The sequence below is a fragment of the Shewanella sp. S1-49-MNA-CIBAN-0167 genome (assembly GCF_040310145.1).
GTDB classification, from domain to species: Bacteria; Pseudomonadota; Gammaproteobacteria; order Enterobacterales; family Shewanellaceae; genus Shewanella; species Shewanella psychromarinicola.
Window position 1 is genome coordinate 12,312 of sequence record NZ_JBEOPO010000006.1, and the last position, 23,268, is coordinate 35,579.

Below are 23,268 nucleotides of genomic sequence, written 5' to 3' on the forward strand. Positions count from 1 at the left end.
ACTCCTAATTAGAAACCCAGACTTGATAGCAGATCATCTACTTCATCTTGACCAGTAACCACATCTTCACGCCGTTCAGCATGCATAATGGGACCTTCTGCTTCTATTTTATTATCGTTTATAGTAGGCAATAATTCGCTAGCATTATCACCAAACACCGTTAGCATTGAAACCAAATTAGTTTCTACTTCACGAACTAAATCAATCACTCGACGGATCATTTGACCGGTCAAATCTTGAAAGTCTTGCGCCATTAAAATTTGATTTAACAGCTCGCGAAGGCGATTAGAGTCATGCTCGCTATGCGACATAAACTGTTGAACATCATGACAAAGTGACTTAAATTCACCCAATTCTATATCACGACGCATCAATTTATCCCACATGGGCGTCACTGATTGTATATTGCTAATGATGGTATCGGCCAAAGGAAGACATTCTTCAACTGCATCCATGGTTTTATTTGCAGCTTGTTCTGTCATATCGATAACATAGTTCAACCTTTCTTTAGCATCCGGTATTTCGGTATTCGCTAATTCAGATAAACGGTTATCAACTTTGAAATCTTTTAGTGCACTGTGGAGTTGTCGAGTTAACTTACCGACTTCTTCAAAAAGCTCACGCTGCAATGGCGTGGCAAGCTCTCTGATGTAATCATCAGCTTCTGCTTGATTACCCGAGGTAAGTAATTCAACAAGTTCTTGGGCTTGTTCAAGAGTGACCAAGCCCGATATTGATGCCTGCATGACTAATCCTTGGTTATGCGAGTCGTTCAAAGATTTTATCTAGCTTTTCTTTTAACGTAGCGGCGGTGAAAGGCTTTACTACATAACCATTTACACCAGCTTGCGCTGCAGCAATAATTTGTTCACGCTTAGCTTCAGCGGTTACCATCAATACAGGTAAATGCTTTAACGAATCATCAGCACGAATGGCTCTAAGTAAATCAATACCTTGCATTCCAGGCATGTTCCAGTCTGTTACTACAAAATCAAAATCGCCTTTTTGTAACATTGGTAGGGCTGTTGAGCCATCATCTGCTTCTTGAGTATTATTGTATCCCAAGTCTCGCAACAAGTTCTTAATGATACGCCTCATTGTTGAAAAATCGTCAACAATAAGAATCTTCATATTCTTGTCCAAGGTTTCCTCCGGTGAGCTGACTCTCGTTCGCTCTATATAAGTTATTATTCTTGTGTCCAATGCTTGAGTTTGGCTTTTAACCTGAGCATTGCCTGACTTAATATCTGGCTTACTCGCGATTCGCTAACTTCAAGGATTGCACCAATTTCTTTTAAATTTAATGCTTCGTCATAATATAACGACAGCACTAACGCATCTCTTTCTGGCAATGTCTTAATTGCTTCAACCAATGCAGATTGAAATTGAATTTCAGCAAGCGAGTCAAAGGTTTCATCTGGCGATTCGTTGTCTGTGATTAACACATCTTGCGCAACACCAAGATCTTCTATACCGATGATTTTACCAACAGAAACATCATTTAAGATGTGATGGTATTCATCAAGCGACATATCAAGTTTTTCTGCAATTTCAGTATCATGAGCATCACGTCCAAGCTTCTGCCCTAATTCATCAATCACTTGTGCTACACGACGATTATTACGATGAACTGAGCGTGGAACCCAGTCACCTCGGCGAATTTCATCTATCATTGCACCACGAATTCGGATACCAGCAAAGGTTTCAAATTTGGCCCCTTTACTATCATCAAATTTTGATGAGGCCTCAAGCAACCCCATCATCCCAGCTTGTAATAGGTCATCGAGTTGCACCGATGCTGGTAATCTTGCCAGCATATGATGAGCAATTCTTTTAACCAGCGGTGCATACTGTTCAACAATAGATGTTTTGTTATCGAACTGAGTATACGCTGCGGCTTTATTCACCCGTTCTTCCTTCTTGTATCGGCTTACGTTGTACAAGACGTTCAACAAAGAATTCTAAATGGCCGCCGGGCTGTTGTGGCACCGGCCAAGTCATAATTTTATTGGCTAATCCATGGTAAGCAATAGCTGAAGGAGATTTAGGATACGCTTCAACAACTAACTTTTGCTTACGAACCGCTTTACGTAAATTCTCATCAAAGGGTATTGTTGCAACCAGCTCTAAAGCAACATCTAAAAATCTATCGGTCACTTTACTCAGTTTTGCAAATAATTCCATACCTTCTCGCAAACTACGCACCATATTTGCCACAATTTTGAAGTGGAACACACCATGCTCGCGACTTAAAATTTTAATCAGCGCATAAGCATCGGTAATCGATGTCGGCTCGTCGCAAACGACAATTAATACATCCTGTGATGCACGAGAAAAACTCAGCACCATATCTGATATACCGGCAGCAGTATCAACAATTAAAATATCGAACTGAGTACGCATTTCACTAAATGCACGGATAAGTCCGGCATGTTGTGCTTGCGTCAATTCAACCATCGCTTGAGAACCTGACGTAGCAGGAACAATACCGATCCCTTTGGGTCCGCGCACAATGATGTCATCTAATTCGGCATCACCGGACAAAACATGAGATAAATTTTTCTCAGCGCGGATCCCCAGCATGACATCGACGTTGGCTAACCCTAAATCGGCATCAAGTACTAATACGCGTTTGCCTTTTTCAGCTAATGCAACGGCGGTATTAATTGACACACTGGTTTTGCCCACTCCGCCTTTACCACCGGATACGGCAATTACTTTAACTTTATCGTTATTTGGTTGATTCATCATACGTAAACCACTTGCTTGATCCCGTGTCATAACTTTACTCAAATGCATAGGCGTTGTCATTAGACCACGCTGTGTCTTGTGACGATTGTTGTTCTGTTTCATTTAATGCCGCCAGAGCCTGCTTAGCCAACTCTAGGGTATCAGCCACTTTCATGTCCTCAGGAACACGTTGACCGTCAGTAACATAGCTCAATGGTAACTCATTTTGAATCAATACGCTCAAAGCACCTGCAATTGATATTGATTCATCTAACTTGGTTAAAATCGCACCCGCTAATGGGATCCGTTTAAAATGTTCAACCGCATCTTGCAATACGCGACGTTGACCGGTCGCCGACAAGACTAAGTAGCTCCTAATTGGAATTCTACTATTGGCTGTTAAATTATCTAGTTGCTGATATAAACGCATATCTCGCTGCCCCATACCTGCCGTATCAATTAACACTAACTTACGATTTCTAAACTGATAAAGAATTTGTTCTAATTCAGTTAAATCATGTGCTTGTTTAACCGGACAGCCCATTATTTTGCCATAAGTGGCTAATTGCTCATAGGCGCCAATACGGTAATGATCTGTGGTAATCAATGCGACCTGCTCTGGTCCATGATGGGCGGCAAATCGGGCGGCAATTTTAGCTAAAGAAGTCGTTTTACCAACACCCGTAGGACCCACAAATGCCACAACACCACCCCGTTTGACAATATCATCGCCTTGGTTGTCGAGTAAGTTGGCTAAACTTTGCGGTAATGCGCGCACTAAATCTGCTGGGGTGTAATGTTGGCTTAATCCCGCTAGTTTAGCAGCTACTGCCGGAGAAAACTCTGCGGCAATCAATTTACTTTCAAGCATTGCTCCCACAGGATCGGTCCGCTTTTTTTGGTCTTTCATTAACGATGAAACTTGATGAGTTAATAAGCTACGTAATGAAGCCATTTCTTCACGCAGATCATCCATATCGCCTGAGTGGTTTTTATTATTTTTTGTTGGTTTGTCAGAGACGGATTGCGGTGGCAAGTTCGACGCGGGTTTAGCCGACTTTGCACCTTGTAATTGGCGGGCCCATTCAGGTAACTCTGGCTCGTCTTGTTGCACGGACATTTGTTGTGTCATGCGATTGTGTTGTTTTTCAAGTAATGCCTGTAACGAATCTGCGGCCGCAGGAGGATTGACCTTCGATTGGGCTTTTATGGCAGGTTTAGCGCCTAAAGACACCTTGTCTTCGCTCACATCCATAAAACCCGTGGTCGGCGCTTGTGAAGCGATAGCGGCTTTAGGTTCGTCATAATCTACAGCAGCGACAATCTCGATTCCGCCAGTGACTTTTTTATTCGACATAATGACAGCGTCAGAACCCAACATTTCTTTTACTTGAGCCAATGCCGCGCGCATATCTTTGGCAAAAAATCGTTTAATTTTCACTTATGCACCTCTATAAACTGACGTTATCACTATTGGCCTACAGCAGAAACAATTCTAATTTGTTTCTCGTCCGGTATTTCTTGGTAAGAAATCACGCGTAAATTGGGAATAGTGTATTTAACAAATCGTGACAGCGTTGACCTGAGCATGCCAGATGTCAATAAAATGGCTGGTTGCCCTACCATTTCTTGCTTCTGTGCAGCGTCTAATAATGACTGTTGCATACGCTCTGCAAGACCCGGTTCAATATTAGGACCTTCACCGCCGGTCGCCTGCATAGACTTATGCAACATCTGTTCCAACTCTGGCGCCAATGTAATGACAGGTATTTCAAGTTCTGGTCCAGAGATTTCTTGCACTATCATACGTTTTAGCGCAATCCGCACTGCTGCGGTTAAAACTTCGGTGTCATTACTCTTAGTGCCGTATTCTAACAAGGTTTGCACTATGGTGCGTAAATCACGTACCGATACCCCTTCGTTAAGTAGGTTTTGCATCACTTTAACCACAGATCCCAGCGGCATAATATCGGGAACAAAACCATCGACTAATTTAGGTGAATTTTTGCCCAACATGTCTATTAACTGCTGCACTTCTTCATATCCTAATAGCTTGGCCGCATTATTACTGAGTAATTGGCTGATATGTGTAGCCACAACCGTTGCGGTATCGACGACGGTATAGCCTAATGTTTGTGCCTGTTCACGTTGCTCTGGGGTTATCCATACCGCCTCTAAACCAAAAGCGGGGTCGCGAGTTTCAATGCCATCAAGCTTACCGTAAACTTGGCCTGGATTAATCGCTAACTCGCAATCATGTCTCACTTCTGCCTCACCGACCACCACGCCCATTAACGAAATGCGATACGCATTAGGGGATAAATCCAAATTGTCACGAATATGCACCGCTGGCACTAAAAAACCTAACTCTTGTGACAATTTCTTACGTACGCCTTTGATCCTGCCTAATAATTCACCGCCTTGAGACTTGTCGACTAATGGAATTAGGCGATAACCAACCTCAAGCCCTATGGTATCAACATGGCGTACATCGTCCCAGCTTAACTCTTTAGGTTCTTTATTCTTAGTCTCAACCGGCCCTTTTGTGGCTAAGGTAAGTGCAGCTTGTTTATTGTCAACATTACGCTTGTAAACAAAGTAAGCGGCAGCTGCGGTAATGGCTGCGAAAGTCAAAAACGCGAAATGAGGCATACCAGGCACAACACCCATGACAAATAATAACCCAGCAGCAATGGCTAATGATTTATGACTGTCAAACATCTGACTGAACATCATTTGGCCCATATCGCCTGACTCGTTTTGACGAGTCACCAATAAAGCCGCGGCAATGGATAATAATAAACCGGGGATCTGCGCGACTAAACCATCACCAATGGTTAATAACGTATAAATTTCTACGGCGCTAGAAAAATCGAGATCGTGCTGCACAATACCAATAATAAAGCCACCTAAGATATTGATGACTAAGATCATAATACCGGCGATAGCATCACCTTTTACAAATTTTGACGCCCCGTCCATCGCACCATAAAAGTCAGCTTCTCGGGTCACTTCTTCACGGCGAATACCGGCTTGTTCTTGGGTCAGCGTACCGGCATTTAAATCGGCATCAATGGCCATTTGCTTACCTGGCATGGCATCTAAGGTAAAGCGAGCGCTTACCTCAGAAATACGCCCCGCACCTTTGGTCACTACCGCAAAGTTAATGATGATCAAAATAAGGAATACCACTAAACCGACAGCATAGTTACCCCCAATCACCACTGAGCCGAACGCTTCGATCACTTTACCAGCGGCATCACCACCATTATGGCCTTCGAGCAATACAATCCGGGTAGAGGCAACGTTAAGGGCAAGCCTTAATAACGTAGCCACCAGTAATACGGTAGGAAATGCAGCAAAATCAAGAGGTCTATCCGTATAAATGGCAACGAGTAGTACGACTAAAGCTAAAGCAATATTGAATGAAAATAGGATGTCGAGCAAAAAAGCAGGAATGGGCAACACCACCATTCCAAGCGCCGCGAGCACGATTAAAGGCGTACCAATGCCCTTAAATGTCGACGGTCTTATTTGTTTAAATTGCCCGAAAGCGGCTTTTGCATCCATTGAGGTCAACCCTTCATGTAGTCTATTGCGAAATAATGTACTGTTATTTGACGCTAATAGACTGACGAAGCAAAAACTAAGCCAAAACTACGACAGAGGGAGTCATTTAACGATATAAGCGAATTGAGTGGCGATTAATGCTTCAAATCATCAGGAATGGGCTGACTAAGTGGGATAGCTTTAGGACGACGACCTTTACCTTTTTGATATTGCCTAAGCTGAAATACATAGGCAAGTACTTGTGCGACCGCGGTAAATAAGCCTTCTGGCACTTGTTGATCAATCTTAGTGGTGTGGTAAATAGCACGAGCTAATGGCGGGGCCGATACAATAGCAACATTATGTTCGCGAGCAATTTCACGTATTCTAAAGGCAACGTCATCGACACCTTTGGCAATTAAAAATGGCGCAGACGAGCGACTTACATCGTATTTTACCGCCACAGCATAATGCTCTGGGTTAACCACAATCACATCAGCGTTAGGCACTTCGGTCATCATACGCCGTTGCGCCATCTCCTGCTGCATTTGTCTAATTTTGCCTTTAACTTCAGGCTTACCTTCAGAATCTTTATACTCATCTTTAATTTCTTGCTTGGTCATTTTTAATTGTTTCTTGTGATTCCAAATTTGAAATGGCACATCTATAATAACAATCAATAACATCGAACTGCAAAGTACGATAAACATCCAAATGAGCAACTCTAAAGAATGATAGATATTGCCAGGTAGGTGATCGCTAGACAGGGTCAAAATATCAATGAAATAAAATTTTAGTAGGAAGTAAGCGGATAATGCCACCACCACAAATTTAGCAATACCTTTAGTCAGTTCAACCAATGCTTGGGTACCAAACATACGCTTAAAACCGTTCATGGGGTTTAACTTACTGCCTTTAGGCATAAAGGCTTTGACTGAAAAAGAGATCCCACCTAAAACAATATTGCCCAAAAAAGCCACAAATGCCAGTAAAGCAATAAAGCTAATTAACGGCCCAGCAAGCTCGTTCCCCACGACGCCCCATACACGAAACATGGAGTTGGTATCAAAAATTTGGTCGCGTTCCATGGTAAATAGTTGTTTCATTATGGTATGGAGACCTTTGGCAATAGCCGGCCCTGTCATCGAAAATCCAACCGATGCGGCCAATAATACTGCTGCGGTACCTAATTCTTTAGAACGGGCGACTTGGCCTTTTTCACGGGCTTGTTCAAGTCGCTTCTCGGTGGGCTCTTCATCGCGTTCTTGACTACTGTCATTTTCTGCCATCTGTGCCCCCTAAAATACCACTGAACTATCACGTTGACATTCAAGCTGCAGCACATCACACATAAGTAGCTGCGCAGCCGACCAAACTTCATCAAAATGCGCCATAATCGGTCCCAATGTTAACCACAAAATCAGCAAACCACAGACCATGGTAACCGGGAAACCAATAGAGAAAATATTCAACTGCGGCGATGCGCGAGTCATTACACCAAAGGATAAGTTAATTAATAACAAGGCAGTAATAGCTGAGATTGACATTGTCAGCGCAGCGCCAAACATGAAACCGCCCCAATCGGCAAGGGCGCGATAATTGGCGATTGATATACCTTGATTTGATATAGGAATGGTTTCAAAACTCGCCACCAGCATCCGAAACATCAATAAATGGCCGTCAACTGCCAAAAAGATAAGCGTTGCCAATAACAAAAATAAGTTACCCACTACGGGTGTTTGCGCACCAGAACCAGGATCAACCATTGAAGCAAAACCTAAACTGGTCTGCATACCAATAATTTGCCCTGTTAACACAAAGGTTTGCATGGCCATTAAGGTCACAAAACCCATTGTCACCCCAATTAATATTTGCTGAACAATCACAAAAACGGAACTTAATGCCAGTAATTCGACATTTACAACTGGGGGTAAAATAGGTGCAACAGCCACGGTAATGGCCACGGATAACAAGAGTCGAACCCTAGCCGGCGTGGTATTTGCGCCAAAGACCACCATCACCATGAGCATGGATGAAATACGAAAAAACGGCAAAAGATAAGCAGCAATTGTTTGACTGATTTCATCAAACAAAATATTCATAACTTACCCTATCACTTGTGGAATGAGATTCACCATCTCGAAAAAGAAATCCATCATGGTTTGCACCAGCCAATGGCCTAAGTACATCAACGCGAATAACGTCATCATTAAACGCGGTAAAAAGCTTAAGGTTTGCTCGTTAATGGAGGTCGCGGCCTGAAACACCGCCACAATTAAACCGACAAATAAGCCGGGCAAAATAATCGCTGCCACGATCAGTACGATAACGGACAATGCTTCTCGAAAAACATCAACTAGCGATTCTGGAGACATAACTTTAGCGCCTTATATTCCAAAGCTGTTCGCTAAAGTCCCCATGACAAGACCCCAACCATCAACGAGTACAAACAACATAATTTTAAACGGTAATGACACGATCATCGGTGACAACATCATCATACCCATAGCCATCAAAATACTGGCGACAACCAAATCGAGGACTAAAAAGGGCACAAACAACATAAAACCTATTTGAAATGCCGTTTTAAGCTCGCTGGTGATAAATGCAGGGATCACCACACTAATAGGCGTTTGTTCTGGAGATTGAATATCTTTATATCCGGATATTTCGATGAAGGTTTGTAAATCGGTGGTCCTAACTTGCGACAGCATAAATGATTTAATCGGCTCTTTGCCAACATCATAAGCCTGAGTTAATGTTAACGTTTCATTAATATAAGGCTCTACAGCTTCAGCATAAATTTTATCGAATACCGGCGCCATAATAAAGAAAGTCATAAACAAACTAATCCCAATCAGCACTTGATTCGACGGTGTTTGCTGTAACCCTAAAGCTTGTCTTAATATCGATAACACCACAATTATACGGGTAAAGGAGGTGAGCATTATCACCATCGCAGGGATAAAACTCATTGCTGTCATTAGCAATAAAATCTGCATGGTTACCGAATATTCAGTTGTTCCATCTGCAGCTGTGGTGACCGTTAATGCAGGTAACACCCCATCTTGTGCCATTGCTGAGGGCGATAAAACCAATGCCACTAGCGCCATCACCGCCAACACCAACACGCTTGTGTACTTATTCATTATTGCTGTTCCTTGGCTTGTTTTAGGCGACTGGCAAACGAAGAAATAGGAACATCGACGGAGGTGGCTAACTTATCAATAAGATTAATCTGTTGCGAGGTCACACCAAGAAGATATTGCTGGCCGTTGACCTCCACCAGTACGACTTTCTCACGCTGGCCTATGGGGGTAACGGCAATTGTTTTAATCACACCGCCATTTGAAGGCACTAATTTAAGCCGTTTGACAATGTAAGCTAACAAAAAGATAAGCGCTAATACGGCAATTAACCCACCAACCATATTGGCTAATGTTGCGGCATTAGACACTTCAGAGGGATGAGCTAACGGGTTATTCGTTAGAGTGCTAGACACTTCAGGGGCGCTCAATGCCTCACTCATGACGCTGAGCATTAGTATCACATTAGCCACTGCTATTCCTTGTAATGTGCAACCAAATCAGCAAAGATCAACACTATCCCAACCTTTGCTATATTATTGTTTTATTTAGTTAATCAAGTTATTTAAGTTTTTTGATTCGTTCTGTCTGGCTAATAACATCCGTCAAACGGATACCAAACTTATCATTAACGACCACCACTTCACCATGGGCAATCAAGGTTCCATTGACCATGACGTCCAGTGGCTCACCCGCTACACGGTCAAGTTCGACCACCGAACCTTGATTCAGCTGAAGTAGATTACGGATGCTGATAAAACTGCGTCCCACTTCCATAGAAATGGTCACCGGAATATCTAATATGCCATCTAACTTTGCCGCTTCTTCTTTAGAAATAGGTTTGGAATCATCGACTAACTCATCAAGCTCAACTTGTTCCGCTTCTTCTATAGCCTGCTCAGCCATTGCGGCAGCCCAGTCATCGCCTGTATCTTCTGTGCTCATTCACTTCACCTTATAACTCTGAAATATCACGCGACTTGCCTTTGCGAGTCACTAATTGCAGCTCTGTTTTAACCGTTTCTGGCCGTGGGATTTTTTCACTGATTTTTACCGCTAAATTATCGCGCGATTTGCCCATTTTACAACGATAAGTCGGCAAATCCTCAATTTTCATCATAATGTGTTCAGGTAATTCAATCGGGATTATATCGCCCGCTTTAAAGCCCATAACATCGCGTAATGTCACTTCATGTTCAACAACGTTGACATCAATGCCCACTTTCACGTCCATAATTTCATCACGTAATGCTTGCGACCAGCGCATATCCGTATCTTGTTTATCACTTTGAACACCGGCATCGAGTAATTCACGGATTGGCTCAATCATTGAATACGGCATTGTGATGTGAAAATCACCGCCGCCACCGTCAACTTCGATGTGAAATGAGTTAATCACCACCACTTCGGTCGGACTGACAATGTTCGCCATGGCAGGGTTCACTTCAGAGTCGAGGTATTCAAACTCCACATCCATTACCGGCGACCATGCTTCTTTGTAATCTTCAAAAATAATTTTGAGCAATAACTGTACAATTCGACGTTCTGTTGGGGTAAATTCACGGCCTTCAATTTTGGCATGAAAACGACCATCGCCACCAAAGAAGTTATCGACAAGAATAAAGACTAATCTTGCTTCCATGGTGATTAACGCGGTGCCTTTAAGTGGACTAAAACGCACCATATTTAAACTGGTTGGCACAAATAGAGTATGCACATACTCGCCAAACTTAAGCATTTGTACGCCATTGATCGACACTTCGGCTGCACGGCGCATCATGTTAAACATACTGATGCGTAAATGTCGTGCAAATCGTTCATTAACGATTTCAAGCGTAGGCATACGGCCACGCACAATTCGGTCTTGAGATGAGAAATCATAAGACTGCGCATCAGCACTATTTTCTTCTATCTCATCATCATCGACATCATCAACACCATGTAATAGCGCATCAATTTCATCTTGGCTTAATAAATCACTCACATCATCGCCTTAGCAGTTAATGTTTTTTTGGTTATTGGTTATTGGTTATTGGTTATTGCATTACAAAGCCAGTAAACAGGACCTTTTCAACGACTGTCCCCCCCGTTACTGGTTGCAATGTATTTTGAACATTAAGTAACGCTAGCTGACGTAACTCATCTTTACCGGCTTGGGTACTCAGTTTTTGCACATCAGCGGCACTAAAAGTGGTTAATAATGCATCCTCAATCAATGGGATATGTTTTTTTATAAGCACGCTATCATCTTCGCCACGCACCATTAATTGGACTTTAATTTCAACCAGTCTCGCGCGATCAACACCCGGTAAATTAAACAGAAAAGGTCTTGGCATGCCAACATATTCAGCTCCTGCACTTACTGTTGGTGCTTCTGTTTCACTAGCGGTATTTGCGGGAGAATCAGGCTCGCTTGAACCCATAAAAAACCACAAACCGCCCCCAATGAGCAAAACCAACACTAAACCAATACCACCAAAGATGATCAGCTTATTGGATTTGTTACCGCCTTCTGGGACTTCGTTTAATTCTAATTCTTGTTCAGCCATCATGGTCCCAAATCAACATTGTGATTAACATTGTAATTAACATTATAATTTAGCTAAATAACTCGCTATTGTTACGAAGTCATATTGTTGCCATAGGTTACCTGCTTAAGCATAATAATCTATAGCTGAATGTAAACTCCTTGATGGATTTGTCAGCAAGCTGACCTCTTGTGTTGAAATTTCATCCAATTGGCGGCCTTCCCCACTATGATCGCCTGATTGTTCATGCTGCTGTTCGCTACCGCCATCGCCTTGGGACACATGACTGTCGGTCAATTGTAATCCTTCTTGCGCAAGCATCTCACGTAATCGTGGCATAGCTTGCTCAACGATATCTCGGGTTTGCGACTGGGCAACATGAAACTGCACTTGAGTTTGATCGCCTTGGATTTGAATTTTAATCGTTAAATGTCCAAGTTCGGCTGGATCAAGCCGAATTTCAGCTTGTTGAACACCATTACTTACCATAGTGATTAACTGCTGTTTCATCACCGGAGAAAAACGCTGGATCATCTCTTGCATCTGAGCGCCAGCTTCTCCTTGCGGTCTTATCGATAACTGGAATTGCGGCACATCACTTTTATTGACCGAGGTAAAGCTATTGTGATTTTGTAAGGTCTTATTGTCAGTTTCACTGACATCAGCCACAGCATCTAAGCCAAAATTAGCTGGGGTTAAGTGGGTTGAAGGCTCACCGGAGGCGCGCTTTATCGCTAAGGAGTCTAATACCACTGAAAAATCAGCTTTTGCCAGTACTTTGGCATTATCAGTATCTACTTGAACATTGCTATTAATGCGATCGTTATCACCTAAAATAGTCTCGGGATCGACGTTCATCGCTGAAGTCGCTTCAACTGAAGCGGCAGAACGACTAAGCCCAGAGCTTAAAGGACCCGTCATATCTGATTTAACGGCTGCAGAATTAAGTGCAGAGTTAACATCGGTAGCACTCGCTTTACCTTGGATCGCCACGCTGGTGGCGACTGATTTATCAATTTGGTTTTGTTGTTCACTATCAAGCTTGCTGTCTGGAGATTCATCACTGCTGTCCATATCAGCCTCCACCATGGCTAAAATAGACTCATCAATAACCGGTGCTTGTAGATTAAAATCACTAATTAATACGTTTAAGGCTTGAGGGTCTAACGCTTGTAAGTCTTTTACCGATAAATCAGCAAATGCCATTAAGTTGTCTAGTTCTTCAGCGCTAAGCTGAGAAAGCGCGTCTTTGGTAGTGATAGAATCTGCCGGTAAATCAATAGTATCAGTAAATAACTCACTAACACCGACATCATTATTGGTCTTTTCAACAGCAGCACTGTTTGGCGCTTCTGCCGAAAATGTTGTGTCAAAATAAACCTCAGATTGTTCGACATGTGGCAATTCTTTTCCGCCAGAGGAATGACGTTTATTGATTGAATCCGCCATATTAAGTTGAGCAAAAATCATTTCAACATCAGCATTTTCGTCTGTAGACAGCTCACTTGCGATGCCAGCATTTGCTTTCCCGGCTTCAGCATCAAACGACACCTGCGCCGTATTAGCGTTACGCCGTAAAATAAGACCGGATTCGCTCGCTTGATTAAAAGCAGATAAAAATGTTTTATTTTCAACATCTTGCACGTTTATCTTCGTGCTCGCATCGGCAGGTTTACTGCTATTGCCAAGTAAGATATTGTTCATCTGCTGCATAATCTGCTCCACTCAATTAAACAAGGTTAGGTGATATATCGTCTAAAAACAGCTAGGTCATCACCCTCTATACGTCACATATTTGTCTGTTCAATTATATGTATAAGGTGATTGCAAAAGCCTCGTAATAAGCTCGCCACCGTCGCTTCACTGACGATTTGTATTTCAATTAATAATATTAAGCAATTTAAGTGCCAACACATGGTGGTTCGATGAACTTTGCATAATAGATAACCAAGCAAAACATCAGCGAACCAGCAAGCGCATCATGATATTTTGATGTGTGCAGATCGCGACTTGTCAAACTTGCCATTTGTTGCGACTAAGGCGTCTTCACGAGTTAATAGGAGCGTCAATAGTGAGTCTATTGCAAGTCGATAAATGGTCATTAGCAAGGTCATTAGCAAGGTCATTAGCAAGGTCATTAGCAAGTCGATAAATGGTCATTAACAAGATTGTTAGCAAGGTCATTAACAAGATTGTTAGCAAGGTCATTAGCAAGTCGATAAATGGTCATTAACAAGATTGTTAGCAAGGTCATTAACAAGACAAAGGGTTATTTAAGTTTTCGGCGAAAATACTGTTGCATCGCAAATTCATCTGAGTTTTTTTGTTCAAGTTTAGCTTCTATTGCCATAGCCTTCTTGGCTTTTTGCTTTAATAACATGTCGACCGCTTTACGTTTTTGTTGTGTTTCTTGCCAATGAACTTGACGATAGCCAACTTGTTTTTCGGCATCTTGAACCGCGCCAACCTGTTGTGTTATTGCATTATCTACTTGACGAATAAATTGATGGAATTGATGGTATTGGTTTGCGCGTAATGTGGTTCCTGTGTGTCCTTCCATCTGTTTCATATAATCTAAGCGATAGTTGTTTAATGCATCCAGCTGACCTTGGCGTTTTTGCTTTTCAAATTGAGCCGACTTAAGCTGTAAAGCAGCTTGATCTTCGGCAGAAGTGGCCAACTTCAATACCGTCAATAGTGGATCAGTTCGAGTCATTTACGTTATCCCTGACACTGCGCGGCTATTTGAGTCAACATGACTCGACTCTCTTCAAACGTCACTGGTTCTTTAAATCCCTGACGCAAAAAGGCATTCATTGCAGGTTGTAAGCGGATCGCATTATCAATCCTAGGATCGCTGCCCTGAGAGTAGGCGCCAATTGAAATAAGGTCTCGATTCTGTTGATACAGAGAATACATCTGTTTAACTCTGCGCATGGCTTCTAGGTGTTCATCACTGATCACCATAGGTGCTACGCGGCTAATCGATGCTTCCACATCGATGGCAGGATAATGACCCGAATCGGCAAGTTGACGAGATAACACAATGTGGCCATCTAAAATAGCGCGAGAAGCATCAGCAATGGGATCTTGTTGATCATCACCTTCAGTCAATACCGTGTAAAAAGCCGTAATAGAACCTTGCCCAGCACCGCCATTACCCGCCCGTTCAACCAGACGCGGTAACTTAGCGAATACTGAAGGGGGATATCCTTTGGTTGCTGGCGGCTCTCCTACCGCAAGAGCCACTTCGCGTTGTGCTTGTGCATAACGCGTCAAACTGTCCATTAGCAACAAAACATCGTAACCTAAATCTCTAAAATACTCAGCAATACGAGTGGACGTTTCACAAGCCCGTAAGCGCATTAAGGGAGACGTATCTGCCGGTGCGGCCACAACAACTGCGCGCGCACGACCTTCTTTACCCAAAATTTCTTCAATAAACTCTTTAACTTCACGACCACGTTCGCCCACTAAACCCACCACAATAATGTCGGCTTTAGACCCCCGCGTCATCATGCCAAGCAGCACACTTTTACCCACACCAGAACCGGCAAACAAGCCCATACGCTGGCCTTTACCGACCGTTAACATCGAATTGATTGCACGAACGCCGACATCTAAAGGTTCGGTAATCGCTCGTCGAGATAATGGGTTAATGTAAGGACCATGACGTGAAGCATATTGATCAGTATTAAGCGGTCCTAAACCGTCTAATGGCAAGCCACTACCGTCTAACACTCTGCCTAATAATGATAAGCCAACATTTAATCCAGATTGTTCACCTAACGGCTTAACGCGCGCGCCGGGCAACACCCCTCTGAGTTCTTCAATAGGCATTAAGTACAGTAATGTGTCATCAAACCCGATAACCTCTGCCACCAAATCACCCACCATGGTTTCGATAGAGCATAAACTACCAATAGGTGCACGACATCCGGTCGCCTCGAGCGTTAAACCAACAACCCTAACTAACTGCCCGCTTGCCACTGGTCGCAGCGGTAATACGTGTTTATGATGCACAGCAAATTTGTTAAGTAGTCGATGTTGACGAGTGCTCATCGGTATTTCCTTGGGATAGGTCTTTCGTCTGTTGCGAAGTATCATCCGCTTTATCTGTTGGGACAGTATCAGCTTGTGCACTTGTGTCGAGCGTTGCACTTGTCTGTGGATCCACAATGGGATCCGGCGCATCAATGTGTTGAGTCACCGGTTCAGCATCCGTATCAACAGTATGACTTTGGCTATTCTGGTCATTATCAGCACGGTTTGTACTGTCGATGGTGTCGGTAAGCTCAGGGGGTTGTTGATGTTCACTCAAATTATCGACTGAAGTGGTTTGATATTGTGGATGAGTTGCTTTTTGCTGTTGCACATTCTTAGCTAACTGATTCGACTGGGCGTCTAATTCACTAAACACTTGGTTAATACGTTGCTCAACGCGTAAATCGACAGATGAACGCACACTTTCAATGATACAGTCACCATTTGATAATGACGGATCGATATCAATTTGCCACTGATTTTTGTCCAGTTGTTCCGCACTGTAACATTGGTTAACGATTTCAGCATCGGCTTGATTCAAGCGCAATTTAACCCGTTGTTCTTTCAGTGGCAGCGCATCAACACCTTGACGTAATGCCAATAATATATGTTCTGGATGCGTTTTAAGTTCATGGCCAATCACCGACTTGGCTAAGCTTATTGTCATTGCCAACAGTTCAGCTTCAATTTCGTTATCTAATATAGAGAGTGGCCGCTCAAATTGGTTAATAATTTGATTAAGTTGCTCAACAAGTTGATTAATTTTTGCTTGCCCGGCCTCCAATCCTTGCTGCTCGCCTTGAGCGAACCCTTGTTGGTGACCTTGCTCCAGTCCCTCTAAGCGCCCTTGCTCTAATCCTTGTTGATGGCCTTCTTGTTTGCCTTGCTCAAGCCCTTCTTGCTCCGCGGCTGCGCGAATGTCTTCAATTTGCGCCATGGTCGGTGGTGCCATAGACTTCTCAGCACCAGCAACTGGAGTAGGCGTGTGCGCCTCAGAAAACTTACCAAACATGTTTGACGGTTCTAAACTACTATCTTTAGTCATATCAGGTAATTGCCAATGCCTAAATGCTTGCTCATCATCCGTATTGAGCGTATTTTTAGGCGATTTTGATTCTGGCATAATTCATCACTTATATTGTTGAAAACATTGTTCAAAAGCAAGGTTCAAGGACCTAGGGCGGACTGCGTCCTTCGAGGGCGCTTCGCTGCTAGATTCTATAAAATCTTAGTAGCGAAGCGTCCTAGCAGCGAAGCGTCCTAGCAGCGAAGCGTCCTAGCAGCGAAGCGTCCTAGCAGCGAAGCAGCGCTCTCGGTAATGGCTTGGATATAGATACTGAGTTATAAGAACTCGTCGCCACCAGTTCCGCCTAACATGATTTCACCGCTGTCACTGAGGCGCCGAGCAATAGCCAGAATCTCTTTTTGTGCCACTTCTACTTCACTAATACGAATTGGCCCCATGGCTTCTAAGTCGTCACGAAGTAATTCTGCTGCACGTTTAGACATATTACCCAGAATTTTCTCTTTCAAACCTTCATCAGCACCTTTAAGTGCTTTCATCAGAATATCTTGCTGCACTTCACGTAACAAGGCCTGAACGCCACGGTCATCAACGTCAATTAAGTTCTCAAATACAAACATCATGTCTTGTATTTGTTGCGCCATTTCTTCGTCAGACTCACGCATGGTTTCCATTATCTGGCTCTCAACACCCGTATCGAGATAGTTCATAATATTGGCAGCCGCTTTTAGGCCGCCCATTTTGGCTGCTTGCGTTCCACCTTGACCCGCGAATTGTTTTTCCATAATGTCATTCAACTCTTGCAAAGCCGCTGGCTGAACCTCTTCAAGGTTAGCAATACGCATCATCAAATCTAAACGGGTATTTTCTGGGAACTGGCTAAAAATCTCAGCGGCTTGATCTGGGTCTAAATAGGACAACACAATGGTTTGAATTTGCGGGTGTTCGTTTTGGATAATCGTCGCCACTTGGCGGGCATCCATCCATTTTAACGAATCAAGCCCTTTAGCCCCGCTGCCCATGATAATTTGTTCAATCAAGTTGCCCGCTTTATCTTCACCTAACGCCGCGGTTAACGCTTTACGAACGAACTCTTCGCTGTTAAAGCCAATTGACGAGAATTTTTGAATATCATCTAAGAATAACTTGTGAACCCCAATGACTTTATCTTGACCAAACTCATCCATCGCCGCCATCGCCATACCCACTTTTTGCACCTGCTTAGGTTCTAAGTGTTTTAAAATTGACGCCGCATCCGCTTCATTCAAACTGAGCAGTAAAATGGCAGTTTTCTCAACACCAGTAACCGAATCCAGGTCAAATCCCGTAGCTTTTTCTGCTTTTTCTACGCTTTCTTTTTTTTCATTAGCCATTGTCTTGTAACCAGTTCTTAATTACTTGCGTGGAAAGCTCTGGCTCATTGGCCACGATTGCTCTAATTGCTTTAATCATATCATCATCTTTATGCAGATTAGGTATATGAATTGACCCATCATCGGCATAACTGTATTCCGCTTCTTTAGTATTAAGCATACCTAAGGTATCGGCTGCATACTGATCTTCAATTTCAGCTAACTCATGTCCAGGATGAACATCATCGGGCATCTTAATCCCATTAGGATTGGTTAGCTTCTTCAGCATAGGTCGAACCACGGCCAGAATGAGCACTAAAATAACAATCGCACCTAAAGCCAGCTTAATTGCACGCCAAAACCAAGGCTGCTCCCACATATCCGGTTCTGGTAACGCTTCAATTAACTGATCCATAAAGGGAACCGTTACCACTTCAAGCACATCACCGCGTTGGGTGCTAAAGCCTACCGCGCCTTCTAAAAGACGACGAATATTGGTTAATTCTTGTTCGGTTCTCGGCACGCGAGTGACCTGACCATTTTCATCCGTTTGCCCAGGTTTAAAGTTAATCGCAACTGACACACTGACGCGGCGAACCACACCAATTTGCTGACGAGTGTGGCTAATCGTGGTGTCTAATTCATAATTACGCGTGGCTTCTTTTGAAAAATTACCTGACACAGTTGAGCTTGTCGCCTCACCCGCCACTTGCGGAATATCGGACTCCGTCGGCGGTTGATTGCTTAACGCACCAGGAATACCGCCAGAGCTTTGACCCGATGAGTTTCGCTCAATGGTCATTTCGCTGCGAACAGCGGGTAAGTCAGGAGAATAGCGCTTTGCAGTTTGCTCTACTGCGGTAAAGTTCATATTGACATCGACTTGAGAAGTAAAGTTCTCAGGCCCTAAAATAGGCATCAATATTGATTCAATTTTTTTACGGTATTCTGCTTCTTGTTGTTGCACGAGATCTTGTTCACGACGGGCTCGAGCAGAGGTACCATCTTGACTACCAGAATTCAGTAAACGACCATTTGAGTCCGTCACCGTCACGCGAGAAGGCACCAGTCCTTGCACCGCCGAGCCAACAATATCAACAATCGCATCGATCTCTTCTTGGCCTAATCCACCACGACGAACGCTCACCACCACGGTTGCACTTGGTTTAGAGGCATTACGAGCAAAAACGTTTTGTTTTGGTAGCGCTAGAATAACTTTGGCACGACTAATACTTTTTAATTCTTCGATAGCCCGAGCCAAGTTTAATTCTTGGCTGAGTTTTAAGCGAGCTTGCTCCATGCGTTGGCTGACACCAAATCCGCTATCTTGGCTTAAGTAATCATTAGCTTGGGTGTTACTTTGAACACCTGCTCGGCTGAGTAATAACTTAACATCTTGATATTTGTCTTCAGGCACTTTCACCACATCGACATTTATTTGATAATCGATTTGATTTTTATCAAGTACATCCAAGACTTGGATCATCTCAGTTGTTTCCATTTTACCCAGTGGACGATACTCAGGCTCTTGGGCCCACATCATCACAAAAACAGCCATAGCAAGACATATCGCTAATGCCAAGATCATGATCACTTGGCGCATCATATCGGCGCCACCAATGCCGCCAAGAAGCCCAGACGGGTTCTCTTGCCGTACGCCGGTATCAGCGGTTGAATTTGAACCTACCATTAAGTCTGTGCTCACAATACTTACCTGCTATATCTGATGTTGTTATTTTATTTGTTCTGCGACTAAACAGGCATATTCATGATTTCTTTATAAGCATCGACAAGTTTATTACGTACCTGCACCGTTGCTTCAAAGGCAACGCCAGCTTTTTCACGCGCAATAACCGTATCAGACAAGCTAACCGTGGTGTCACCCATATCTAAACGCGAGGCTAAACTTGACGAGGCTTGTTGTAGTTCATTGACGCTACCCACCGCCTGAGACAGCAACTGGCTGAAATCAGCACCGGTAGTGTTATTGACTTGCTGGGTTAAATTAGGACGAATTGATGAACCAATAGAAGGGGCTATTTCGCCACGAAGTGACTGCATTTCTTGCATTAATGGATTTGCGCTAATCTGCACGATGTAACTCCCTTTCGTCGGCTTTTTGACGACAACAATAACTGATAATGATTTATAGCAATTTAGATGCCAATATTACAATTAGTAGGCGATAGGTAGAAAACAATTATAAAACAATTAGAAAATAGGCAGGCAAAAGGCAACAATAGGCAGGCGAAAGTAACCTATTTACCATATAAAATAGGTCACTTTTTGTCTTAATTATAAAATAAAACTTTAAAATCAATCAATTAAATAAGCTTGAACAAATAATCAATTCGCACATGCATTGGCACTAAGCAGGTAATTGGATCCCCATATCGCGCATTTTTGCCATTTTATATCGTAACGTACGAGCACTGATCCCGAGTTTTTCAGCGACCATTTTCCGACTACCCTGACATTGATTTAGGGTTTCTAAAATAATCACATGCTCTTGGGCTTTTAATTCGCCACCTAAGCCTTCTAATTCGGCAGACTTATCAGTGTCAACATATTCTGGTGCCACTAACGCCACATCGCCAGAGTCTAAAATAATATCATTAACGCCAATATCATCATTAACCCGCAATATCAGTGCCCGTTGAATAACATTGTCTAACTCGCGCACGTTACCCGGCCAGCGATGGGTTAATAAACGCCGAGTCGCACCGTCATCAAGCTGTGGTACTGAGGTCATATTAAATGCTTTAGCATGTTTAATAATTAAATGCCGCGCCAGCGGTAAAATATCGGCAGGTCGTTGATGCAGCGCAGGCCACGTTAACGGGAATACATTAATTCGGTAATATAAATCTTCTCTAAACTCACCCGAGGTGGCCAGCGCTTTAAGATCGCGGTTTGAGGTTGCCAGTACGCGAACATTCAGTTTAATGGTTTTACGGCCACCTAAACGCTCAACCTCGCGCTCTTGTAACACCCGCAATAACTTAGCTTGTAACCCCAGCTCCATCTCAGATATTTCATCGAGTAATATGGTGCCGCCTTGGGCTTGTTCAAACTTACCTGGGCATGCCTGATAAGCGCCAGTAAACGCGCCCTTTTCATAACCAAACAAGGTCGCTTCTAACATATTCTCGGGTATTGCAGCGCAATTAATCGCAATAAACGGCTGGTCATGGCGTTGGCTATGTTGGTGAATATAGCGCGCCAGCACTTCTTTACCTGAGCCACTCGGCCCCATGATCATTACCGATGCATCAGATACTGCCACACGCTGAGCCAGCGACAACAAGGCTAAACTTTTCTCATCGGCAACCACAGGCTTATCGTGGTTTTGCTTTAAGGGTAAATAGCGTGATACCTGATTCAACAACACTTCAGGCGCAAATGGTTTGGCAAGGTAATCCACCGCGCCTAATTTCATTGCACTAACCGCACTGTTAATAGTGGCATAAGCGGTCATTAATAATACCGGCAGTTTAGGTTGGTGCTGCTGCAAATAACCCAGCAACCCCATGCCACCAATACCGTCCATTTGCACATCGCTAATCACCATATCAAAATGGGTTACTTTTAAGGCCAAAATAGCCTCTTCAGCACTGCCAACATCAACACAGTCGTAATGGGCGAGCATTAGCGTATCGAGTAATGCCTCACGTAAATCAGCATCATCTTCAACTAATAAAATATTGGCTTCAGCCACGCATCACCTCCTGATCACTTGCTTTGCTAATGTGCGGAAAGCTCAATCGAATATGACAACCCATTCCAGGTTTACACGACAACTGTATTTGTCCGCCATGGTTATGCACTACCGACTGAACAACCGCTAAGCCCAATCCTGTACCTTGACTTTTAGTGGTAAAAAAAGGTTCAAGTATTTGTTGTTGCATTGACGGTTCGAGCCCTTTGCCATTATCGATAACATCGAGTAATAGTCCATCAGGGGTTTCACTGGCACTGACTTTTATTTTTGTTGCGCCCGCTTCAATGCTATTCATCACCAAATTGTTCACTGCTGAACTGAGTGCATTAGCATTGGCAAGCATCAACGAATGTGAAGTGTCTTCAACAACCAACTGGCAGTGTTTTTTATCTGCAATCGGTTCACAACTGGCCATCACTTGGCTAATGATTTCGTCCATAGAAACAGATTCAGCCATTCCGTCTTGACGTCCTCTTGCCATAAGCAACATGTCATTTACTTGACGTTCTAGTTCATTAAGTCGATCAACCAATTTAGATTGAAACTTACTTCGTGCTGAGTCTGATAATTTGGAACTGCCAAGATTAGAGGCATACAGCAAAGCCGCAGATAATGGGGTGCGCACCTGATGTGCTAATGTCGCCACCATTTTGCCTAACGCCGATAAACGTTGTAAATGAGATAAGTTTTTCTGCAATAAGCGGGTTTCGGTTAGATCGGTTAATACAATCAACTGCCCCGGCTCTGGCGCTAATGGGGTAATGGCTAATTTTACCCGGCGACCATTTTTAAGGGAGACTTCATGTCCATCATCATCTTGTGGGGCAAACGCGCGATGGATAATATCAAACCAACGTGCACCTTGGAGCGGTCGCCCAAGAAGTTCGGTTGCAACAGGATTAGCAAGCGTTACCACGCCGTCGCCATCAATGATCACCACGCCAGATGGCATGGCTTGAAGAATATGCGCCATTTGATTAGACATATTAGCGGCCTTACTAGAATAAGGGCTGATAACAGGAGTAGCAACAGCCGCGCTAGAATGGGCAACGCCTTCACGAAGCACATTAGTTTTTCGTTGTAGCACTGAATAAGCGCCAATGGCAGACGATTGAATCTCTGCATCAGTTGTGATGCTAGACGAAGCTGACGCAGACAATCCAAAATCTGGATTATCTGTATGTGTTAACGCTCGTGCTGAATACATGGTCGCTCCGTCAAAAGAATAACATTT

The 23,268-nt window shown here is 43.4% G+C and carries 23 protein-coding genes; all 23 read right to left on the bottom strand.

Features of this window, described 5'->3' with window-relative positions:
* Nucleotides 1-8: 8 nt before the first annotated feature.
* Nucleotides 9-746 carry a protein phosphatase CheZ gene (locus AAEZ00_RS03900; RefSeq protein ID WP_351079042.1) on the bottom strand — a complete coding sequence of 246 codons (738 nt, stop codon included), beginning with the start codon at nt 744-746 and terminating at the stop codon, nt 9-11.
* 13 nt (nt 747-759) lie between these two features.
* Nucleotides 760-1,143, bottom strand: coding sequence for a chemotaxis response regulator CheY (gene cheY, locus AAEZ00_RS03905; protein ID WP_101032321.1), 384 nt, complete (start codon nt 1,141-1,143; stop codon nt 760-762).
* Nucleotides 1,144-1,187: 44 nt separating this feature from the next.
* Nucleotides 1,188-1,907: an RNA polymerase sigma factor FliA gene (locus tag AAEZ00_RS03910; RefSeq protein WP_101032322.1), complete on the bottom strand. Its 720-nt coding sequence runs from the start codon at nt 1,905-1,907 to the stop codon at nt 1,188-1,190.
* The gene (locus tag AAEZ00_RS03915; RefSeq protein ID WP_351079046.1) at nt 1,900-2,781 is read right to left on the bottom strand and encodes a MinD/ParA family protein; all 882 of its coding nucleotides are present in this window, start codon (nt 2,779-2,781) and stop codon (nt 1,900-1,902) included. The genes AAEZ00_RS03910 and AAEZ00_RS03915 overlap by 8 nt, the downstream gene beginning before the upstream one ends.
* A gap of 4 nt (nt 2,782-2,785) precedes the next feature.
* Entirely contained in the window at nt 2,786-4,171 is a 1,386-nt protein-coding gene (gene flhF, locus AAEZ00_RS03920) for a flagellar biosynthesis GTPase FlhF (RefSeq protein WP_101032323.1), read from the bottom strand.
* Nucleotides 4,172-4,200: 29 nt separating this feature from the next.
* A complete protein-coding gene (gene flhA, locus AAEZ00_RS03925) occupies nt 4,201-6,300 on the bottom strand; it encodes a flagellar biosynthesis protein FlhA (protein ID WP_101032324.1) in 2,100 nt (699 codons plus the stop codon).
* Between the two features lie 134 nt (nt 6,301-6,434).
* Nucleotides 6,435-7,568: a flagellar biosynthesis protein FlhB gene (flhB, locus tag AAEZ00_RS03930; RefSeq protein ID WP_101032325.1), complete on the bottom strand. Its 1,134-nt coding sequence runs from the start codon at nt 7,566-7,568 to the stop codon at nt 6,435-6,437.
* Between the two features lie 9 nt (nt 7,569-7,577).
* A complete protein-coding gene (fliR, locus tag AAEZ00_RS03935) occupies nt 7,578-8,381 on the bottom strand; it encodes a flagellar biosynthetic protein FliR (RefSeq protein WP_101032326.1) in 804 nt (267 codons plus the stop codon).
* Between the two features lie 3 nt (nt 8,382-8,384).
* Nucleotides 8,385-8,654 carry a flagellar biosynthesis protein FliQ gene (fliQ, locus tag AAEZ00_RS03940; RefSeq protein WP_101032327.1) on the bottom strand — a complete coding sequence of 90 codons (270 nt, stop codon included), beginning with the start codon at nt 8,652-8,654 and terminating at the stop codon, nt 8,385-8,387.
* A 12-nt stretch (nt 8,655-8,666) separates the two neighbouring features.
* A complete protein-coding gene (fliP, locus tag AAEZ00_RS03945; RefSeq protein WP_164839508.1) occupies nt 8,667-9,428 on the bottom strand; it encodes a flagellar type III secretion system pore protein FliP in 762 nt (253 codons plus the stop codon).
* The gene (fliO, locus tag AAEZ00_RS03950; RefSeq protein ID WP_411741710.1) at nt 9,428-9,808 is read right to left on the bottom strand and encodes a flagellar biosynthetic protein FliO; all 381 of its coding nucleotides are present in this window, start codon (nt 9,806-9,808) and stop codon (nt 9,428-9,430) included. The genes fliP and fliO overlap by 1 nt, the downstream gene beginning before the upstream one ends.
* Before the next feature lie 118 nt (nt 9,809-9,926).
* Complete coding sequence (fliN, locus tag AAEZ00_RS03955; protein WP_101032328.1) at nt 9,927-10,310, bottom strand: flagellar motor switch protein FliN; 384 nt, start codon at nt 10,308-10,310, stop codon at nt 9,927-9,929.
* A 10-nt stretch (nt 10,311-10,320) separates the two neighbouring features.
* Entirely contained in the window at nt 10,321-11,349 is a 1,029-nt protein-coding gene (gene fliM, locus AAEZ00_RS03960; RefSeq protein ID WP_101032329.1) for a flagellar motor switch protein FliM, read from the bottom strand.
* A 52-nt stretch (nt 11,350-11,401) separates the two neighbouring features.
* Nucleotides 11,402-11,917 carry a flagellar basal body-associated protein FliL gene (gene fliL, locus AAEZ00_RS03965; RefSeq protein ID WP_351079052.1) on the bottom strand — a complete coding sequence of 172 codons (516 nt, stop codon included), beginning with the start codon at nt 11,915-11,917 and terminating at the stop codon, nt 11,402-11,404.
* 102 nt (nt 11,918-12,019) lie between these two features.
* Nucleotides 12,020-13,606 carry a flagellar hook-length control protein FliK gene (locus AAEZ00_RS03970; protein WP_351079054.1) on the bottom strand — a complete coding sequence of 529 codons (1,587 nt, stop codon included), beginning with the start codon at nt 13,604-13,606 and terminating at the stop codon, nt 12,020-12,022.
* Between the two features lie 556 nt (nt 13,607-14,162).
* A complete protein-coding gene (gene fliJ, locus AAEZ00_RS03975; protein ID WP_101032332.1) occupies nt 14,163-14,609 on the bottom strand; it encodes a flagellar export protein FliJ in 447 nt (148 codons plus the stop codon).
* A 5-nt stretch (nt 14,610-14,614) separates the two neighbouring features.
* Entirely contained in the window at nt 14,615-15,955 is a 1,341-nt protein-coding gene (fliI, locus tag AAEZ00_RS03980) for a flagellar protein export ATPase FliI (protein WP_101032333.1), read from the bottom strand.
* The gene (gene fliH / locus AAEZ00_RS03985; RefSeq protein WP_351088357.1) at nt 15,927-17,060 is read right to left on the bottom strand and encodes a flagellar assembly protein FliH; all 1,134 of its coding nucleotides are present in this window, start codon (nt 17,058-17,060) and stop codon (nt 15,927-15,929) included. Before fliH ends, fliI begins: the two co-directional genes overlap by 29 nt.
* A gap of 218 nt (nt 17,061-17,278) precedes the next feature.
* Nucleotides 17,279-18,334, bottom strand: coding sequence for a flagellar motor switch protein FliG (fliG, locus tag AAEZ00_RS03990; RefSeq protein WP_101032335.1), 1,056 nt, complete (start codon nt 18,332-18,334; stop codon nt 17,279-17,281).
* Nucleotides 18,327-20,003, bottom strand: coding sequence for a flagellar basal-body MS-ring/collar protein FliF (gene fliF / locus AAEZ00_RS03995; RefSeq protein ID WP_351075381.1), 1,677 nt, complete (start codon nt 20,001-20,003; stop codon nt 18,327-18,329). Before fliF ends, fliG begins: the two co-directional genes overlap by 8 nt.
* Before the next feature lie 62 nt (nt 20,004-20,065).
* On the bottom strand, nt 20,066-20,407 hold the full coding sequence (gene fliE / locus AAEZ00_RS04000; RefSeq protein ID WP_101032337.1) for a flagellar hook-basal body complex protein FliE: 342 nt from the start codon (nt 20,405-20,407) through the stop codon (nt 20,066-20,068).
* Nucleotides 20,408-20,681: 274 nt separating this feature from the next.
* Nucleotides 20,682-22,031 carry a sigma-54-dependent transcriptional regulator gene (locus AAEZ00_RS04005; RefSeq protein WP_351088358.1) on the bottom strand — a complete coding sequence of 450 codons (1,350 nt, stop codon included), beginning with the start codon at nt 22,029-22,031 and terminating at the stop codon, nt 20,682-20,684.
* Nucleotides 22,024-23,241 carry a sensor histidine kinase gene (locus AAEZ00_RS04010; RefSeq protein WP_351088359.1) on the bottom strand — a complete coding sequence of 406 codons (1,218 nt, stop codon included), beginning with the start codon at nt 23,239-23,241 and terminating at the stop codon, nt 22,024-22,026. The genes AAEZ00_RS04005 and AAEZ00_RS04010 overlap by 8 nt, the downstream gene beginning before the upstream one ends.
* Nucleotides 23,242-23,268: the final 27 nt, after the last annotated feature.

Excerpts from the sequence above, each read along its gene's own strand:
- AAEZ00_RS03900 (WP_351079042.1), bottom strand. The coding sequence starts at position 746 with ATGCAGGCATCAATATCGGGCTTGGTCACTCTTGAACAAGCCCAAGAA.
- AAEZ00_RS03915 (WP_351079046.1), bottom strand. The coding sequence starts at position 2,781 with ATGACACGGGATCAAGCAAGTGGTTTACGTATGATGAATCAACCAAAT.
- flhA (WP_101032324.1), bottom strand. The coding sequence starts at position 6,300 with ATGGATGCAAAAGCCGCTTTCGGGCAATTTAAACAAATAAGACCGTCG.
- flhB (WP_101032325.1), bottom strand. The coding sequence starts at position 7,568 with ATGGCAGAAAATGACAGTAGTCAAGAACGCGATGAAGAGCCCACCGAG.
- fliR (WP_101032326.1), bottom strand. The coding sequence starts at position 8,381 with ATGAATATTTTGTTTGATGAAATCAGTCAAACAATTGCTGCTTATCTT.
- fliQ (WP_101032327.1), bottom strand. The coding sequence starts at position 8,654 with ATGTCTCCAGAATCGCTAGTTGATGTTTTTCGAGAAGCATTGTCCGTT.
- fliP (WP_164839508.1), bottom strand. The coding sequence starts at position 9,428 with ATGAATAAGTACACAAGCGTGTTGGTGTTGGCGGTGATGGCGCTAGTG.
- fliO (WP_411741710.1), bottom strand. The coding sequence starts at position 9,808 with ATGAGTGAGGCATTGAGCGCCCCTGAAGTGTCTAGCACTCTAACGAAT.
- fliN (WP_101032328.1), bottom strand. The coding sequence starts at position 10,310 with ATGAGCACAGAAGATACAGGCGATGACTGGGCTGCCGCAATGGCTGAG.
- fliL (WP_351079052.1), bottom strand. The coding sequence starts at position 11,917 with ATGATGGCTGAACAAGAATTAGAATTAAACGAAGTCCCAGAAGGCGGT.
- AAEZ00_RS03970 (WP_351079054.1), bottom strand. The coding sequence starts at position 13,606 with ATGCAGCAGATGAACAATATCTTACTTGGCAATAGCAGTAAACCTGCC.
- fliJ (WP_101032332.1), bottom strand. The coding sequence starts at position 14,609 with ATGACTCGAACTGATCCACTATTGACGGTATTGAAGTTGGCCACTTCT.
- fliI (WP_101032333.1), bottom strand. The coding sequence starts at position 15,955 with ATGAGCACTCGTCAACATCGACTACTTAACAAATTTGCTGTGCATCAT.
- fliH (WP_351088357.1), bottom strand. The coding sequence starts at position 17,060 with ATGCCAGAATCAAAATCGCCTAAAAATACGCTCAATACGGATGATGAG.
- fliG (WP_101032335.1), bottom strand. The coding sequence starts at position 18,334 with ATGGCTAATGAAAAAAAAGAAAGCGTAGAAAAAGCAGAAAAAGCTACG.
- fliF (WP_351075381.1), bottom strand. The coding sequence starts at position 20,003 with ATGGTAGGTTCAAATTCAACCGCTGATACCGGCGTACGGCAAGAGAAC.
- AAEZ00_RS04010 (WP_351088359.1), bottom strand. The coding sequence starts at position 23,241 with ATGTATTCAGCACGAGCGTTAACACATACAGATAATCCAGATTTTGGA.